The 17,438-nt window shown below is 62.4% G+C and carries 13 protein-coding genes; 3 read left to right on the top strand and 10 right to left on the bottom strand.

What is annotated here, in order from left to right; all coding sequences use genetic code 11:
- Positions 1-67: 67 nt before the first annotated feature.
- On the bottom strand, positions 68-1,366 hold the full coding sequence (locus tag FJ543_RS09115) for an adenylosuccinate synthase (protein ID WP_015315287.1): 1,299 nt from the start codon (positions 1,364-1,366) through the stop codon (positions 68-70).
- Between the two features lie 211 nt (positions 1,367-1,577).
- Here FJ543_RS09115 and FJ543_RS09110 point away from each other — a divergent pair, with 211 nt between their 5' ends.
- Positions 1,578-2,474, top strand: a complete 897-nt coding sequence (locus tag FJ543_RS09110; RefSeq protein WP_140874780.1) for a DMT family transporter — start codon at positions 1,578-1,580, stop codon at positions 2,472-2,474.
- 12 nt (positions 2,475-2,486) lie between these two features.
- Here FJ543_RS09110 and FJ543_RS09105 read toward each other — a convergent pair whose 3' ends face one another.
- From FJ543_RS09105 to glmM, 8 genes are all read right to left on the bottom strand, one after another.
- Entirely contained in the window at positions 2,487-3,698 is a 1,212-nt protein-coding gene (locus tag FJ543_RS09105; RefSeq protein WP_140874778.1) for a cytochrome c, read from the bottom strand.
- Positions 3,695-5,461 carry a GMC family oxidoreductase gene (locus tag FJ543_RS09100; protein WP_140874776.1) on the bottom strand — a complete coding sequence of 589 codons (1,767 nt, stop codon included), beginning with the start codon at positions 5,459-5,461 and terminating at the stop codon, positions 3,695-3,697. Before FJ543_RS09100 ends, FJ543_RS09105 begins: the two co-directional genes overlap by 4 nt.
- A gap of 2 nt (positions 5,462-5,463) precedes the next feature.
- On the bottom strand, positions 5,464-6,159 hold the full coding sequence (locus FJ543_RS09095; RefSeq protein ID WP_224622357.1) for a gluconate 2-dehydrogenase subunit 3 family protein: 696 nt from the start codon (positions 6,157-6,159) through the stop codon (positions 5,464-5,466).
- A gap of 427 nt (positions 6,160-6,586) precedes the next feature.
- The gene (gene serA, locus FJ543_RS09090; protein WP_140874774.1) at positions 6,587-8,188 is read right to left on the bottom strand and encodes a phosphoglycerate dehydrogenase; all 1,602 of its coding nucleotides are present in this window, start codon (positions 8,186-8,188) and stop codon (positions 6,587-6,589) included.
- A gap of 64 nt (positions 8,189-8,252) precedes the next feature.
- Positions 8,253-9,428: a phosphoserine transaminase gene (locus tag FJ543_RS09085; RefSeq protein WP_140874773.1), complete on the bottom strand. Its 1,176-nt coding sequence runs from the start codon at positions 9,426-9,428 to the stop codon at positions 8,253-8,255.
- Positions 9,429-9,685: 257 nt separating this feature from the next.
- Complete coding sequence (locus FJ543_RS09080) at positions 9,686-10,462, bottom strand: outer membrane beta-barrel protein (RefSeq protein ID WP_140874771.1); 777 nt, start codon at positions 10,460-10,462, stop codon at positions 9,686-9,688.
- A 208-nt stretch (positions 10,463-10,670) separates the two neighbouring features.
- The gene (locus FJ543_RS09075; protein ID WP_015315279.1) at positions 10,671-11,531 is read right to left on the bottom strand and encodes an outer membrane protein; all 861 of its coding nucleotides are present in this window, start codon (positions 11,529-11,531) and stop codon (positions 10,671-10,673) included.
- Between the two features lie 251 nt (positions 11,532-11,782).
- Positions 11,783-13,138, bottom strand: a complete 1,356-nt coding sequence (gene glmM / locus FJ543_RS09070; protein WP_015315278.1) for a phosphoglucosamine mutase — start codon at positions 13,136-13,138, stop codon at positions 11,783-11,785.
- A gap of 367 nt (positions 13,139-13,505) precedes the next feature.
- Between glmM and FJ543_RS09065 the strand changes: the two genes are divergently transcribed.
- Both FJ543_RS09065 and FJ543_RS09060 read left to right on the top strand, forming a co-directional pair.
- Positions 13,506-14,363, top strand: coding sequence for a hypothetical protein (locus FJ543_RS09065; RefSeq protein WP_140874769.1), 858 nt, complete (start codon positions 13,506-13,508; stop codon positions 14,361-14,363).
- Positions 14,364-14,657: 294 nt separating this feature from the next.
- Positions 14,658-15,116 (top strand): hypothetical protein, encoded by a 459-nt coding sequence (locus tag FJ543_RS09060; protein WP_015315276.1) that lies wholly within the window; start codon positions 14,658-14,660, stop codon positions 15,114-15,116.
- A 277-nt stretch (positions 15,117-15,393) separates the two neighbouring features.
- Here the strand turns inward: FJ543_RS09060 and ftsH are convergent, their stop codons facing one another.
- On the bottom strand, positions 15,394-17,322 hold the full coding sequence (gene ftsH / locus FJ543_RS09055; protein WP_015315275.1) for an ATP-dependent zinc metalloprotease FtsH: 1,929 nt from the start codon (positions 17,320-17,322) through the stop codon (positions 15,394-15,396).
- Between the last annotated feature and the right edge of the window lie 116 nt (positions 17,323-17,438).

The raw sequence follows: 17,438 nt of genomic DNA, 5'->3' as shown, positions 1-17,438 counted from the left end.
ACCTGTATTTTTTGCCTCCGCGCCGGCCCCCGCAAATCAGCCGCGATGCCCGGAAAGGCTTCAGAAACTAGTCTTGAAACGGATCGGTCACAAGTATCGTGTCGTCCCGTTCCGGGCTGGTGGAGAGGAGTGCGACCGGCGCGCCGATCAACTCCTCTATGTATCGGACATATTTGACGGCCTGGGCCGGAAGGTCGTTCCAGCTGCGTGCGCCGGCGGTGGTGCCCTTCCAGCCTTCCAAGGTCTCGTAGATGGGTTCCACGCGGGCCTGGGCGCCCTGGCTTGCCGGCAGGTAGTCGATCGTCTCGCCGTCCAGCCTGTAGCCGGTGCAGACCTTGATCTCATCCAACCCGTCGAGCACGTCGAGCTTGGTCAGCGCGATGCCTTTGATGCCGTTGACGGCAACCGCCTGGCGCACCAGCACCGCATCGAACCAGCCGCAGCGGCGCTTGCGCCCGGTGACGACACCGAATTCATGGCCGCGCGTGCCGAGGAATTCGCCGATCTCGTTCTTCTGCTCGGTCGGGAACGGACCTTCGCCGACACGCGTCGTGTAGGCCTTGGTGATGCCGAGAACATAGCCGATGGCGCCCGGGCCGACGCCGGAGCCGGCGGCGGCCTGGCCGGCGACCGTGTTGGACGAGGTGACGAAGGGATAGGTGCCGTGGTCGATGTCGAGCAGCGTGCCTTGCGCGCCCTCGAACAGGATGCGCTCGCCGGCGCGGCGCTTGTCGTCGAGCACCTTCCAGACGCGGTCCATGTAGGGCAGGATGTCGTTCGCGACCGAGGTCAATTCCTGCATGATCGCATCATGCGTGACTTCGTCATGGCCGAGCCCGCGACGCAGCGCATTGTGGTGCGTCAGCAGCCTGTCGACCTTCAAGGGCAAAGTTTCCAAATCCGCCAGATCCATCACCCGCACCGCGCGCCGCCCCACCTTGTCCTCGTAGGCGGGGCCGATCCCGCGTCGGGTCGTGCCAATCTTTGTTCCGGAATTTGAAGCGGCATCCTCGCGAAACCCGTCCAGCTCCCGGTGTACGGACAGGATAAGCGCCGTGTTTTCGGCTATTTTCAGGCGATCCGGCGTCACGTCCACGCCCTGGCCTTTCAGTTTCTGCACCTCGGCGACGAAAGCATGCGGATCGAAGACGACGCCATTGCCGATGATGGACAGCTTGCCTTCCCGCACGACGCCCGAAGGCAGCAGCGACAGCTTGTAGACCTTGCCGTCGACGACCAGCGTGTGGCCGGCATTGTGGCCGCCCTGGAAACGCACCACGACATCGGCGCGCTCCGACAGCCAGTCGACGATCTTGCCCTTGCCTTCGTCGCCCCATTGCGAGCCGACGACCACCACATTGGCCATGTTTCTTTTCCCTTGAGACGCCGCCGCGCGGCTTGAATATGGTTCGAAACGACAGGCCTCTATAGCGTCAAGACCTCGCGAGTGCGACCTTTCTTTGCCGCCGAAAATGCCCTGAGGCACAACAATTTTCGGCTTTGACATCATTTACTTGGGCTGACCGGGGCAATAGGCCGGCAAACACCGCGGCCCATCCCGCGGCCGGAAGCCCGCGATGCATCGAAACGCCTACATGTTCCTGCTGCTCACCACCTTGCTGTGGGGCGGCAATTCGGTGGCCGGCAAGCTGGCGGTCGGCCACGTCTCGCCGATGACGCTGGTCTTCCTGCGCTGGATGCTGGCCGTGGCGATCCTGCTGCCGATCGGCTGGCGCACGATCCAGGAGGATTGGACCGTCGTGCGCCGGCACTGGCTCGTGCTGGCGGCGCTTGGCGCCAGCGGCTTCACCCTGTTCAACACCATCTTCTACACCGCCCTCAACTACACCACGGCGATCAATGTCTCGATCGAACAGGCGGCGATGCCGATCCTGATCATGACAGCCAATTTCGTTTTCTTCCGCCTGCGCGTGAACTGGGCGCAGATCGCCGGCGTGGTGCTGACCGTCTTCGGCGTCATCCTGACCGCCTGCCATGGCGATCCGCGCCGGCTGCTGACGCTGGAGCTCAATTTCGGCGACGCCATCATGCTGGTCGCGGTCGTTCTCTACAGCAGCTATTCGGTCGGGTTGCGGCTGAAGCCGGCGATGCGCTGGCAAAGCCTGATGCTGGCCATGTCGTTCGCCGCGCTCATCACCTCACTGCCCTTCTTCCTGTGGGAAGCCGCCGCCAGCAAGGTGATCGTGCCCGACGCCCGCGGCTGGGCGGTCATCGTCTACACCGCGATCGGCGCTTCGGTCATCTCGCAGATAACCTATATCAGGGGCAACGAACTGATCGGCGCCAACCGCGCCGGCCTGTTCATCAATCTGGTGCCGATCTTCGGCACGCTGCTTTCGGTGCTGATCGTCGGCGAGACCTTCCAGCTCTATCAGGCGCTGGCGCTGATCCTCGTTCTGGGCGGCATCGGGCTCGCGGAATACAGCGGGCGCAAGATGGCATCCGGCGTTTAACGCGCGCCTAAATTACTGCACCAATTCCTTGCGCACCGCTGCGATATCGTCCGACGAGACCGCCGAAGCGGAATTGCCCCAGCTGCCGCGCACATAGGTCAGCACGTCGGCGATTTCCTGGTCCTTCAGCCGCCATGCCAGCGAGGGCATCGAAGGCGTCGTCGGCGCGCCGGCCGTGTGCACGGCCTGGCTTCCGGCGAGAACGACGCGGGCCAGGGTCTCGGGATTGCCCTGCGCGACGATCGAGTTGCCGACAAGCGCTGGGAAAAGCGCTCCGGCCCCGGCGCCATCGCCGCCATGGCAGGCTGAGCAATTGTCATGATAGATCGCCGCGCCCGCCACCATCCGCGCCTCGTCGGGCTTGGGCGCCTGCGCATTGCCGGTGTCCGGCCCCAGGCTCTTAAGATAGACGGCCACGGCCTTGAGGTCGGGATCCGTCATTTTGGAGGTCGAGTTCTCGATCGCCTCGGCCATCGGACCGGATGCGATCGAATGCGCGTTGACGCCGGTCCTGAGGTAGGCGACCACATCCTCTTGCGACCATTTGCCCAGGCCGGATTGGGCATTGTTGGTGATGTCGGGGGCGAACCAGCCTTGCAGCGAGGCGCCTTGCAGGAAGCCGCTGTCTTGGTCCGCTCCAAGGAACGATTTGGGCGTGTGGCAGGTGCCGCAGTGCCCGGCGCCCTGGACGATATAGGCGCCGCGGTTCCATTCCGCCGATTTGGAGGGGTCGGCCTGGAAGCTTGCCTCGCTGAAGTTGAGAAGGTTCCAGCCCCACATCGCCAGCCGGATGTTCAGCGGGAACGGCAGCTGGTTGGCTTCGACCTTGTTCGAGACCGGGTCGACCGTGGTCATGTAGGCCCACAGGTCGGAAATGTCCTGCTCGTTCATCCTGGTATAGGCGGGGTAAGGCATGGCGGGATAAAGCCGCACGCCATTGTGGCCGACGCCGGTCTTCATCATGTTGCAGAAATCTGCCTCGGACCAATTGCCGATGCCCGTCTCGTGGTCGGGCGTGATGTTGGGCGGCACCAGTGTGCCGAAAGGCGTTTCGAGCGGCAGGCCGCCGGCCAGCGGCTTGCCGCCCGGCCTGGTATGACAGCCCGCGCAATCGCCGAGCACGGCCTGATACTGGCCACGGATGATCTGGTCGGCCTGGTCGGCGGCGAGCGCCGGCGTGATCGCCAGCATAGCGGCGCCGGCGGCGGCGGCGAGCGTCCTCATGCCTGCACCAAGGGCGCGCCGGGATTGCGCAAATAGTGATTGCGGATGCCGTCAGCGGCGCGGTAGGCGAGCGCGCCGACCGTTCCCGTCGGATTCTTGCCGGCATTCTGCGGAAAGGCCGAGGCGCCGATGACGAAGACGTTGGGCACATCCCAGCTTTGCAGGAAGCTGTTGACCGCACTCTTCCCAGGGTCCGTTCCCATGATGGCGCCGCCCGTATTATGGGTGCTTTGATAAGGGACGCTGTCCCAGCCCTTCTTGCGGCGGCCGACATTGTACTGCTTGCCCCCAAGCGTCTTCGCGATCTCCTCCATCCGGTCGCAGAGATAATTCGACATTCGGATATCATTGTCGGGAAAATCGAAGGTCATGCGCATGAGCGGCCGGCCGAAGCGATCCTTGTAGGTCGGATCGAGGTCGAGGTAGTTGGTGCGCGTCGCGTAGCTGCTGCCCTGCGAGGAGAAGCCGAGCGTGCTTTTGTAGCCCGCGACGGTCGCCTTCTTCCAGGCGCTACCCCACTTCGGCGTGCCGGGCAGCGTCGGCCTCGTCCCGATCGGACGTCCATTGGTGGGAATGCAGTTGATGCCCGCGCCGCCGACGAAATCGAGGCCGCCATGGTCGAAAGCGTCGCCATTATAGTCATCGATCGTCTGTCCGAGCGCGCCCGCGGCAATGAATGGGTTGAAGTTCTTGTCGTCGAAGAACACCTGCACGCCGGCATTGGTCTGGTAGCAATAATTGCGCCCGACGGTGCCCTCGCCGGTAGCGGGATCGTAGATCTTGCCGATGCCCGACAGCATCATCAGCCGGGCATTGTGGAGGCCGTAGGCGCACAGAAGCACGAGATCGGCCGGCTGGAAGAATTCCTGCCCCGACGTATCGACGTAAGTGACACCTCGCGCGGACTTGCCGCCGGCGGCGAGATCGACATGCAGCACCTCGCTGTCGGTCCGCACCTCGAAATTGGCCTTCTTCATCAGCACGGGAAGGATGGTGGTCTGGGCGCTGGATTTGGAGTAGTTGGCGCAGCCGAACCGCTCGCAGAATCCGCAGTAGGTGCACTGCCCCATGGTGATGCCGAGCGGATTGACATAGGTCCGCGACATGTTGGCGGACGGTGTCGGGAACGGGTGCAGTCCCATGGACCGGCCGGCATTGGCGAACAGGGTCGGCGCGTAGGTCATCTCCATTGGCGGATTTGGGTAATCCCGGGACCTCGGATCCTCGAACGGGTTGCCACCTTCCTGTATCTGCCCCTTGATATTGCCGGCCTTGCCCGAGATTCCCGCCAGATATTCGAACTGGTCGTAATACGGCTCCATCTCGGCGCCGGTCACGCCCCAGTCCTCGACCTGGAGATCGGCGATCCGCGCCGCGCCATACTTCTTGGTCAGGTTGGTCTTGATCTGGAAGTCGGAGTCCCAGAACCGCCAGGTGTGGCCGTTCCAATGGACGCCTGCGCCGCCGACGCCGTTGCCGGGCAGGAACGAGCCGAAATCGCGCATCGGCAGCGCCGTCTGCGAAGGGTCGTTGCGCATCGTCATGGTTTCGACGGCTGGCTGCAGGAACAGGTCGCGCCGCACGCTGTAGCGCAACTCGTCCTGCGCATAGCCGATGTTGAAATCGGTCGCCGTGTCGCGCCAGGGACCACGCTCGATGGCCAGCACGTCCAGGCCTTGATCGGTCAGTTCATGTGCAAGGATGGACCCCGTCCAGCCGAGGCCGACGATCACGACGTCCTTGCGGGGCAGTATCGTCGTCATGGTCAGCTCCTTTTCACGAGCCATTCCGGGCTGCCCTCGATCGAGACGGGCGGCCGCGGATAGGGCTGATTGTGCTTGCTGACGTGATCCCGGTAGTCATAGCGCGCGCCGGGGAAACCAAGCATGCGCCACGACACCATGTCCTTGTTGCCGCCATAGACCGGATCGGCAAAGAACCCTTCCATCGTGTTCTGCAGCAGAAGTCCGAAGAAGCCGGCAGCCTTGACTCCATTGGGCAAGTCGACCTTTCCAGCCTCCATCGCGGCCAGGAACGTATCCTGATCGGCCGGCTGGAGTTCGGTGAATGCCTTGCCATCGCGCTGTTTCAGGAAAGCGTCTATGGCGGCCAGGCCGGAGCGGTAGCGCTGGGCCGGGTTTGCCTCGCCCTGGTAGCCCTGCGTCGGCAATGCCGGCAAAAACGGTCCTTTTGTGTAGAGCCGGCTCGACGTTCCGAACGCGCCCGTCAACTGACGGTCTATATAGACGGCGCAGCCGGCCTCCTTGCCGCCCATCGACAGATCGTCGGCGGGGATGATGCGGTCGACGATAGCCTCGACCAGCGCGGCTTCCTGCGGCGTGAAGAACTGCCAGCCGCCGGACACTACCTGCACCGGAGGATCGGAAGACAGCGGCGCCCAGGGCAGCGAGCCAGACAAGGATCGGGCAAAACCTGCCGATGTTGCCGTCACTGTAAACATCGCAGCCGAAGACAGAAAAAGACGCCGGCTCAGTCGGACAGTATTGCGATGATCCATCGAAGGCACCCCGACAGCAACAGAGGCGCGCCGGATGTTACGCGCAAAATCATGACCAACTCAGTTAAGTTTAGATCGCATCCATCAATTGACCGCAGCGTGCGGAAAGAAACCGGGATCGTCAAGCAGATCACAAAATCGTTAGATTGGGCCAGACCTTATGCTTATCTACATCCGCTAATGTACTGACGGCTAAAAAGGATATCTTGCAGCAGCTTGACGCAAGGACGCCGTTGGCGCGACGCCTGCGGCGGCGCCCGCAACGACGCAAGCCCTCGGGCGGCTCCAGCGGTCGTGGAGACGCCCCGCATGCATGCCGGCAAACGGGGCGTCTGATGTATGGCTTGTCACCTCAGAGGGCGTGGGGGAGCTAGATCCCGCCCACATCGAACCGCAGCCGCTTTGCCGAATCGATCGACTTGTGGCCGCGCACCTGCTCCAGCACCTTCTCGGGGAACGGGGCGTCGAGATAGAGCAGTGCGATAGCGTCACCGCCCGGCCGATTGCGGCCGAGCTGGAAGTTGGCGATGTTGACGCCGTTCTCGCCGCAGACAGTGCCGAGCAGGCCGATAATGCCGGGCGCATCGGCATTGGTCGTATACAGCATGTGCTGGCCGACCTCGGCGTCGAGATTGATGCCCTTGATCTGAATGAAGCGCGGCTTGCCGTCCGAAAAGCAGGTACCGGCGATCGAGCGCGTCATGTGCTCGGTCTTGACGGTCAGCTTGATGTAACCGTCGAAGACGCCAGATTTGTCGCGCTTGACTTCGGCGACGATGATGCCGCGCTCCTTCACCATGATCGGCGCCGACACCATGTTGACGTCGGCGACCTGCGGCCGGATCAGTCCGGCCAGGGCGGCACTGATCAGCGCCCGCGTGTTCATCGTCGCGGTCGAGCCGTCGAACAGGATCTCGACCTCGCTGATCGGATCCTCGGTGACCTGGCCGACAAAGGCGCCCAGCACTTCGGCGAGCTTGACGAACGGCTTCAGCCGCGGCGCCTCTTCCGCCGTGATCGAGGGCATGTTGATGGCGTTGGAGACCGCGCCCTTGATCAGGTAGTCGGCCATCTGCTCGGCGACCTGCAGCGCGACATTCTCCTGCGCTTCCGCCGTCGAGGCGCCAAGGTGTGGTGTCGCCACCACGTTCTCCATGCCGAACAGCGCATTCTGCTCCGCCGGTTCGACCTCGAACACATCGATGCCGGCGCCTGCCACCTTGCCGCTCTTCAGCGCCGCGACCAGGTCGGCCTCGACCACCAGCCCGCCACGCGCGCAGTTGATGATGCGCACGCCATTCTTCATCTTGGCGATCGCCGCCGCATCGATGATGTTGCGGGTCTTGTCGGTCAACGGCGTGTGCAGCGTGATGAAGTCGGCGCGGGCGAAGAGTTCGTCCAGTTCCACCTTGTCGACGCCGAGCTCCTCGGCGCGCTTGTCCGACAGGAACGGATCAAAGGCGACGACGTGCATCTTCAGCCCGACGCCGCGTGTGGCGACGATCGAACCGATATTGCCGCAGCCGATGACGCCCAGCGTCTTGCCGGTGATCTCGACGCCCATGAAGCGGTTCTTCTCCCATTTGCCGGCATGGGTCGAAGCGTTGGCTTCCGGGATCTGGCGGGCGAGCGCGAAGATCATCGCCACGGCGTGTTCGGCCGTCGTGATCGAATTGCCGAAGGGCGTGTTCATCACGATGATGCCCTTGCGGCTTGCCGCCGGGATATCGACATTGTCGACGCCGATGCCGGCGCGACCGACAACCTTGAGATTGGTGGCCGCGTTGATCAGCTTCTCGGTGACCTTGGTCGCCGAACGGATGGCGAGACCGTCATACTTGCCGATCACTTCGAGCAGCTTTTCCTTGTCCTTGCCGAGGTCGGGCAGATAGTCGACCTCGACGCCGCGATCCTTGAATATCTGCACGGCGGTGGGAGAGAGTTTGTCAGAGACGAGCACGCGGGGCGCCATGGCGGCCTCCTTGAAATGAAATTGATCCGGGAACGGACGGCCCTCAGGGCCGCCACGGAAACTCTCAGGCGGCCGCTTTGAGGGACGCCTTCTGGCTGGCAAAGGCCCAGTCGAGCCAAGGCAGCAGCGCTTCGAGATCGGAGGTCTCGACGGTTGCGCCGCACCAGATGCGCAATCCCGGCGGGGCATCGCGATAAGAACCGATGTCGTAGGCGACGCCTTCCTTGTCGAGCGTCGAGACGAGGCCCTTGGCAAACGCCGCCTGTCCATCAGCGTCGAGCGCCGCGATATCGGCGTCGGTGAAGGACAGACAGACCGACGTGTTCGAGCGTGTCGCCGGGGCCACCGCAAGATGGCCGAGCCAGAATGATCTTTCCACGAACCGGTCGAGCACGGCGGCATTGGCATCCGCCCTGACAATCAGCGCATCGAGGCCGCCGACCGACTTCGCCCAGTTCAACGCGTCGAGATAATCCTCGACGCAAAGCATCGACGGCGTGTTGATGGTTTCGCCCTTGAAAATGCCCTCGATCAGCTTGCCGCCCGAGGTCAGGCGGAAGATTTTCGGCAGCGGCCATGAAGGCTTGTAGCTCTCCAGCCGCGCTACGGCGCGCGGCGACAGGATCAGCATGCCATGCGCGCCCTCGCCGCCCAGCACCTTCTGCCAGGAGAAGGTCACGACATCGAGCTTCTCGAAGTCGAGCCTTTGCGCGAAGGCCGCTGAAGTAGCGTCGCAAATGGTCAGGCCCTTGCGATCGGCGGGAATGAAGTCACCGTCCGGCACGCGCACGCCCGAGGTCGTGCCGTTCCAAGTGAAGACCACGTCGCGATCGAAATCGATCTTGGTCAGATCAGGCAGCGCGCCATAACCGGCCTCGATCTTTCTGATATCGGCGAGTTTCAGCTGCTTGACCACGTCGGTGACCCAGCCGGAGCCGAAGCTTTCCCAGGCGACCATGTCGACGCCGCGCTCGCCGAGAAGAGACCACAGCGCCATCTCGACGGCACCTGTGTCGGAAGCCGGCACGATGCCGATGCGGTAATCGGCAGGAACCTGGAGGATTTCGCGGGTCAGCGCGATCGCCTGTTCGAGCTTGGTCTTGCCGATCTTGGCGCGGTGGGAACGGCCGAGCGCGGCAGCTTTCAGCGCCTCGACCGACCAGCCGGGACGTTTTGCGCAGGGACCAGAGGAAAAATTGGGATTTGCCGGACGGAGTCCGGGCTTCGTAAGCGTCGTCATCGTGGTCTATCCTTCCAGATAGTGGCCCCTCGTTGGGGAGGGGTGGCCCACGGACGGCGATATGCGTTCAGGCTTCGGGCGTCAAGAGGAAAGTTTTTGTCGCTGCCGGGATACCGGATGCATGTCGCCCAAAAGTGCGCGGCGGTTTTGGGGCTACGACATGCATCAAACAGGAAAGCGCCGCGATCAGGATCGCGTGACTTCAAATGCAAACGGCGGACCCGAGAGATCCGCCGTCAAGAGCTGGTGTGCCCAGTCTACCAGAGATCGTAGCGCAGCCCGAGCTTGATCTGGTGATTGCTGATCCCTTTCTCGACCGGAAAGGAAGTCAGGCTCGCGGCGGTCGCGTATTCGACGCTAGGCGCGGAAAAATACTGATAGCCGAGATCTACGGAAACATTCTTGGACACTTGATACGCAAGACCGGCATTCAACGTATAGGCGAGGGAATACTGCGTCTTGCTGTCATCAAGCGTGAAATCGTTGGCGGGGGTGGCCTCGTCGGCATAGCTGGCGGAGAGGCTGCGTTTGCTCACGACGACGCCGACACCCGCACCGACATACGGTGTGATTCCAACATAGGTGCCAAGGTCAACATAGCCATTGAGTATGCCTGAGAACGCATAGTTCTTCAGGTTTCCCGATCCCACGATCGACGTTCCAGCCGGTGCGGTAGCAGTATCGTCATAGCCGAAGCTTGCCTTGTTACCCGGCAAATAGCCGAAGTTGAGATCGGCGCGGAGGTAATCGTTGAAATGATATCCGAAGCCGACGCTCGCATAAATTGCATCTTCGCTCTCGCTAAAGTTTTCGTTGTTGATCGCCGACGGGAAGGTGAAATCCCCATTCTTGAAACTCTTCTGCGCCAGGTAGGAAACATCGCCGCGCAGGTACCAGCCGGAGCCGACCTCGACCGGCACATAATCCGGCGCCTGGTCGACATAGATCGGCGGATCGTAGTCGGCGGCGATTGCAGGCGCCAGCGGCAACAGCAGTGCGGCAAGCGCCAGCGCCATACGCGATATTGATATCATGGTCCCCGGCTCCCGAATTCGGCGCCGTCAAACAAGCAACGGCGGCCAACGTTTCATGAGCCATTGTTAACCATAGTGGTTAAGTGCCGGTTAAGGCTAACAGAGGGTTAGCGAATTGATTTCGAACGGGCTGACCTCGGCTCATCTCAAACGAAAACCGCCCGGCTGATGCCGGGCGGTCGACGAATTCCTGGAAACTTCGAAGCGATTACTTGGTGTAGATCGGCTCGGGCTCCGGCTGATAGGCCACCACCGGCGCGGCGCAACCGTTGTTGCCGCCGAACTGGTAACGCAGACCGCCGCGCACCTCGTGGGTGTTGAAGCCGTGATCGAAGCCCGGCCCGGCGCCCGGCGTGGCGCCGGCTGGACCATACTCGAACATGCGACCGCCTTGAATATGGGAGAAACGGTAACCAGCATCGAGGATGACTTTGTCGGTCAAGCAGTAGGAGGCGCCGGCCATTACCGCGTACGCGAAGCGCCAGCTGGATGTTCCGGGGTTGGACTCGGTTGCGCCCGGGGTCGGGTCGTAGACAGTATCCCATTTGACGCGCGCTCCGCCGATACCGGCGCCGACATAGGGCGTGATGCCGTGCCAGGTGCCGATATCGACATAGGCATTTGCCAGAAGCAGCAAGGCGCTCATCTTCGACGACTCGACCGAGACCGTGGTGAGATCCGAGGTGCCGCCGTTGAAGTTCGACTTGAACCAGTAGTCGGCGGTCAGGTCGGTGCGGAAGTGTTCATTGATCTTGTAGCCGACGCCGCCGCCAAGCGAGAAGCCGCCCTTGAGCTTGCCATAGTCGAAGGACTTGCTCCCGGCGACCCCGACAGGAGGCCCGCACGGGCAAGGCGCGGCGCCGTAGGTGATGTAGTCGATGTCACCGACCTTCGACTTGTGATAGTCGAGGTCGCCACGGATATACCAGCCGCCGACATCGACCGGTTGCTCATAGACCGGCGGCGGCGCTTCTTCGACTTGCGGCTCGGGCAGGTCAGCTGCGAACACCGGCCAGGCCAAGCCCGCGAACAGCAGCGCGAACAGGGCCTTTCTTGCTGTATTGAACATGCTTGTCACCCCTAGAAACCTCGGAACGGCGATCGCGTCCGAATAAGATTGGCTTTCAGGCGTGGATAATGAATTGCAAAAGTTAAAAGGCGTTTAACCCTGTCGATTAACCACGAATCTCCAGAATCCCGGAGATCTGGCAAGGATTTCGACAGAAAGAGACCGATCCTTTGCCAACAAAAAAGCCCGCCGGAGGGGCGGGCTTCGATGCAATGAAGGCGGCGGCGTGACGCCTTCGAGGCTGGCGGGGATCAGGCGGCGCTGCTGCGGGTTTCCGAGATGACCCCGACGATGTCGTTGACGACGGCCTCGACCAGTTGCGGATCGTCGCCCTCGGCCATCACACGGATCAGCGGCTCGGTGCCGGATGGACGGATGACCAGCCGCCCGGCCTTGCCGAGACGATGGCGGGCGTCCTCGATCGCGGCCTTGACCGGGGCTTCCTCCAACGGTTTGCCGCCGGCGATGCGAACGTTCTTCAGCAGTTGCGGCACCGGCTCGAACTTCTTCGACAGTTCGCTGACCGGGCGGCCTTGCCGCTTGATGCAGGCCAGCACCTGCAGTGCCGAGACCAGCCCGTCGCCGGTGGTCGAGAAGTCGGACAGCACGATGTGGCCCGACTGCTCACCACCGACATTGAGCCCATGCGCGCGCATATGCTCCACGACATAGCGGTCACCGACCTTGGTGCGATGCAATTGCAGCTTCATGTCGCCGAGAAAGCGCTCGAGGCCGAGATTGGACATGACCGTCGAAACGACGCCACCGCCAGCCAGCCGCCCGCTCTGGTGCCAGGACTCGGCAATCAGCGCCATGATCTGGTCGCCGTCGACGATGGCGCCGTTCTCGTCGACGATGACGACCCGGTCTGCATCGCCATCAAGCGCGATGCCGATGTCGGCGCGCACTTCGTGCACCTTTTTCTGCAGATCGGCGGGATGGGTCGAGCCGCATTCCTTGTTGATGTTGAAGCCATTGGGTTCGACATTGATGGCCACGACTTCGGCGCCCAGTTCCCACAGCGCCTCGGGCGCCACCTTGTAGGCCGCGCCATTGGCACAGTCGACGACGATCCGCAGACCCGAAAGCGACATCGAGCGCGGCAAGGTGCGCTTGGCGAATTCGATGTAACGGTCATGCACGCCGTCGACGCGCTTGGCGCGGCCAAGCCCGTCGGAATCGGCGAGCGCCAGTTCGATATCCTTGTCGAGCATGCTCTCGATGCGCTCTTCGATCTCGTCGGACAGCTTGTAGCCGTCTGGGCCGAACAGCTTGATGCCGTTGTCGTAGTAGGGATTGTGAGAGGCCGAGATCATGACGCCAATGTCGGCGCGCAGCGAGCGCACCAGCATGGCAACCGCCGGGGTCGGGATCGGTCCGAGCAGAAACACGTCCATGCCGGCGGCGCAAAGGCCGGCCACCATCGCGTTTTCGATCATATAGCCGGACAGCCTGGTGTCCTTGCCGAGCACGACACGATGGCGATGGCTGCCGCGCTGGAACGAAAGGCCGGCGGCCATGCCGACCCGCATGGCGATTTCCGCGGTCATCGGAAACTTGTTGGCGCGCCCGCGAATGCCGTCCGTGCCGAAGTAATTCCCTGCCATGCCAGTCAGTTTCCTTGGTTGTCCTTAGCCGGCACGTCATGCCACAATTGGCCGTCGTGCCTCGATCACATTGTGTGATTATATGTTACCAATCCTTAGAAAATCATTGTTGTGCGTTGCACACAACATGGCCGCAGCCTAGCACGGAGACGCTGTGGCGTCACATATACCAGTTTTGCCAGCCATTCGGCGCGGATACATCCCGAGAATTCTTGCCTCGGCGGCAGTCAGGCCGAATGATTTCATCACCTTGTCGTTAGAAAGCGATTTCGGCGATATATAAGCCGCTTGGCATCTGGCGCAACCGACCGTTGAGCGTTATTGATTCGCTGGGACGTATAATGGGCTGCAGCCACGGAGAAACGCTATGCTCATCCACCGAATTGCTACTCTGACCGGCCTTGCGGTCGCGACGTTGTTCCTGGCCGCGCCAGCCAACGCGCTGACGATGGCCGAGTGCAGCACGAAGTACAACGCCGCCAAGGACGCTGGGACACTTGCCGGGGCGACCTGGAACCAGTTCCGCAAGGCACAGTGCGGCACTGACGCCGCCGCCACCACCGACACCAAGGCGGCCACGACCAAGGCTGCTGAAAGCAAGCCGGCCGAAGCCAAGCCGGCCAAGACCACCAAGGCCGCCGCAGCGGCCAGCGACAGCACGGCCAAGGGCCTGACCGCCAAGGAATGCAGCACCAAGTACCAGGCGGCCAAGGCCGCCGGCACATTGAACGGCATGAAGTGGAACGACTTCCGCAAGGCCGAATGCGCCGCTGGCGCATCCGCCGCCGCCGACACCGTCAAGCCGGCGACCACCAAGGCTGCGACCACGACGGCCGCAGCTTCTGGCAAGGGCCTGAGCATGGCCGAATGCAGCACCAAGTACCAGGCTGCCAAGACGGCGAACACGCTGAAGGGCATGAAGTGGAACGACTTCCGCAAGAGCGAGTGCGGCGCCAGTGCCTCGGATGACGACAGCGTGCCCGCTCCAAGCGAGGCGAGCTACACCAAGGAACCCGCAAAGCCGACGACGGTTGCCCCCAAGGGCGTCACCTTCCCGTCCGCGATCTCGGCGAAATATGCCAGCGAGACCCCCGGAAAGGGCCGCATGCATACCTGCCTTGACCAGTACTATGTCCTCAAGGACGCCAACGCACTCGGCGGTCTGAAGTGGATCCAGAAGGGCGGCGGCTTCTACAGCCTCTGCAATGCCAAGCTGAAGGGCTGAGCCGCGCATAGCATCCCCCCGGGATCGATGGGGCATGACGGTGAATTGAATTAGATGAAATCTGGCAAGGCCAGGCAAAGGCCCGCGATGCATCTGCTTCGCGGGCCTTTTGTTGCGCACGAAGACGCCAGGGTCTTGCTCGCGTCTGCATATCGCGGAAGCTGCCTGCATCATCAATTCGCTTACACTCTCGCCGCGAGGCTGATTGGTAACTCATGAAAATTCTGATTGAACATACCAGGAACAAACAGTATACAAAAGACGTCTGAACTTGTCATCAACCAGGAGGATCTTATGCCCAGTTTAAAATTGGCGGTATTGGCTGTGACGGCATTGGTTGCTTGCGGCGTCGCCCCTGCAAGCGCATTGACGATGAAGGAATGTGGCGAGACCTATCGGACAGCCAAGGAGAGCGGCACTCTGAATGGCATGGACTGGGCCGCTTTCCGCAAGGAGAAATGCGCGACGTCGGCTGCGGAGAGTGTCAGCGCGGATAAGGTCGAAACCGCACCGCAGCCGAAAAAGGAAACCAGCGCGGCACTTGCCCCCACCGTAGCGCCAGCGGGCGTAACATTCCCGACCACCCTCGCCGCCGAGTTCGAGACCGAAAAGCCCGCGAAGGCACGGATGAAGACCTGCCTGCAGGGTTACCATGGCAACAAGGAGGCAGGTACGTTGAACGGCCTTCGCTGGATCCAGAAGGGCGGTGGTTATTACAGCCTGTGCAATGCGCGGCTGAAAGCTGAATCATAAAAAGCGATAACGGCGGAAAGCGGTTCACCGTTTTTCCCGCAGACGTGGCCGTTATCCTCAGGCTGTCCCGAGGATCTGCTGTCGGGCGACATCTGGACCTCGGGCTAGCCTGAGGTTGACGTTCCAAATGTACGTCCGGCCAGCCTCCTGATGCGATGTCGCCCAAAGGTGGTTTGGGGGCGACGACATACTTAGAAGCAAAGACTTAAAGCGCGTCGGGGATAGCGTCAAAGAACAGAGCGGTTCTGCGTCCCGTGAAACGGTGAACCGCTCTGGTCTAGCTTGACGGCTGTGGCTCCATGCCGCCTTCGGGCTCGGGACCCTTCTTGCGGCGGCCGCCGGACTTCGGCACGGCCGAGCCACGGCTCGGCGGCGTGTCGTCGCCGAGGTCGCGCGAGGGCTTGTTGCCCGCGATCAGCTGCTTGATCTCCTCGCCCGACAGCGTCTCGTATTCGAGCAGGCCCTGCGCCAGCGCGATCCATTCCTTCTTCTTCTTGGTCAGCACCGACTTCGCCGTCGAATAGGCCTCGTCGATCAGGCGGCGCACCTCGCCGTCGATGATCTGCGCGGTCTCTTCCGAAATGTTCTGCGTGCGCGCCACCGAATGGCCGAGGAACACTTCCTCCTGGTTGTCGCCATAGGCGACATGGCCGAGCTTGTCGGAGAAGCCCCAGCGCGTGACCATGGCGCGCGCCAGCTTGGTCGCCTGCTCGATGTCGGAGGAAGCACCGGACGTGATGTTCTCCTTGCCGAACTTGAACTCCTCGGCAACGCGGCCGCCCATCATGATGGCGAGGCGCGAGACCATGTATTTGTAGCTCATGGAATAGCGGTCGCCTTCCGGCAACTGCATGACCATGCCGAGCGCGCGGCCGCGCGGGATGATGGTCGCCTTGTGCAGCGGATCGGCCGACGGCACGTTGAGCGCCAGGATGGCGTGTCCGGCCTCGTGATAGGCGGTCAGTTCCTTCTCGGCCTGGGTCATGGCCGACGAGCGGCGCTCGGCGCCCATCATGATCTTGTCCTTGGCGTCCTCGAACTCGGCCATGGTGACGAGGCGCTTGTTGCGCCGCGCCGCCATCAGCGCGGATTCGTTGACCAGGTTCATCAGGTCGGCGCCGGAGAAGCCGGGCGTACCACGGGCGACGACCTTGAGGTCGACATTGGGCGCCAGCGGCACGTTGCGCACATGCACCTTGAGGATCTTCTCGCGGCCGACGATGTCTGGGTTCGGCACCACCACCTGGCGGTCGAAACGGCCTGGACGCAGCAACGCCGGATCGAGCACGTCGGGCCGGTTGGTGGCGGCGATCAGGATGATGCTTTCGTTGGACTCGAAGCCGTCCATCTCGACCAGCAGCTGGTTCAGCGTCTGCTCGCGCTCGTCATTGCCACCGCCGAGGCCGGCACCGCGATGGCGGCCGACGGCGTCGATTTCGTCGATGAAGATGATGCAGGGCGCATTCTTCTTGGCTTGGTCGAACATGTCGCGGACACGGGACGCGCCGACGCCGACGAACATCTCGACGAAATCCGAACCCGAAATGGTGAAGAACGGCACGTTGGCTTCACCGGCGACCGAACGGGCAAGCAGCGTCTTGCCGGTGCCGGGAGGGCCGACCAGCAGCACGCCGCGCGGAATCTTGCCGCCGAGGCGCTGGAACTTCTGCGGATCGCGCAGGAATTCGACGATCTCTTCGAGGTCTTCCTTGGCCTCGTCGACGCCGGCGACGTCCTGGAAGGTGACGCGGCCATGCGCCTCGGTAAGCAGCTTGGCCTTCGACTTGCCGAAGCCCATGGCGCGCCCGGAGCCGGACTGCATCTGGCGCATGAAGAATATCCACACGCCGAGGATCAGGATCATCGGCAGCCACGAGATCAGATAGCCGAACAGCGAATTGGAGCCGTCGGTCTCGGGCCGCGCATTGATGGTGACGTTCTTGTCCTGCAGCCGCGAGACCAGCTGGGGATCGCCGGGCGAATAGGTCTGGAAGCCGCTGGAATTGTCGGTGTAGTTGCCGGTGATGCGGGCGCCCGCGATGGTCACCGTCTTGACCCGGCCGGCCGCGACGTCCTGCAGGAACTGCGAATAAGGCACATCGCTCGAAGCCCCGCGCGTCTGCGGCGTCTGGAACAGATTGAAGAGGGCGATGAGCAGGACCGCTATGATCGCCCAGAGCGCGAGGTTGCGATAGTTCGGATTCATCAATTGTCCCGTTGGCGTCCGCGAGCGGACAGCATCATGAGAGGAAACTTGGGCCTAACATAGGGAGAGCGTACCCCCTTGCCAAGCAGAACAGCATGTCTGGGTTAAGCTTTCGC

The sequence above is a fragment of the Mesorhizobium sp. B2-5-7 genome (assembly GCF_006440875.1).
GTDB classification, from domain to species: domain Bacteria; phylum Pseudomonadota; class Alphaproteobacteria; order Rhizobiales; family Rhizobiaceae; genus Mesorhizobium; species Mesorhizobium australicum.
This window is presented reverse-complemented; position numbering and strand designations above follow the sequence as displayed.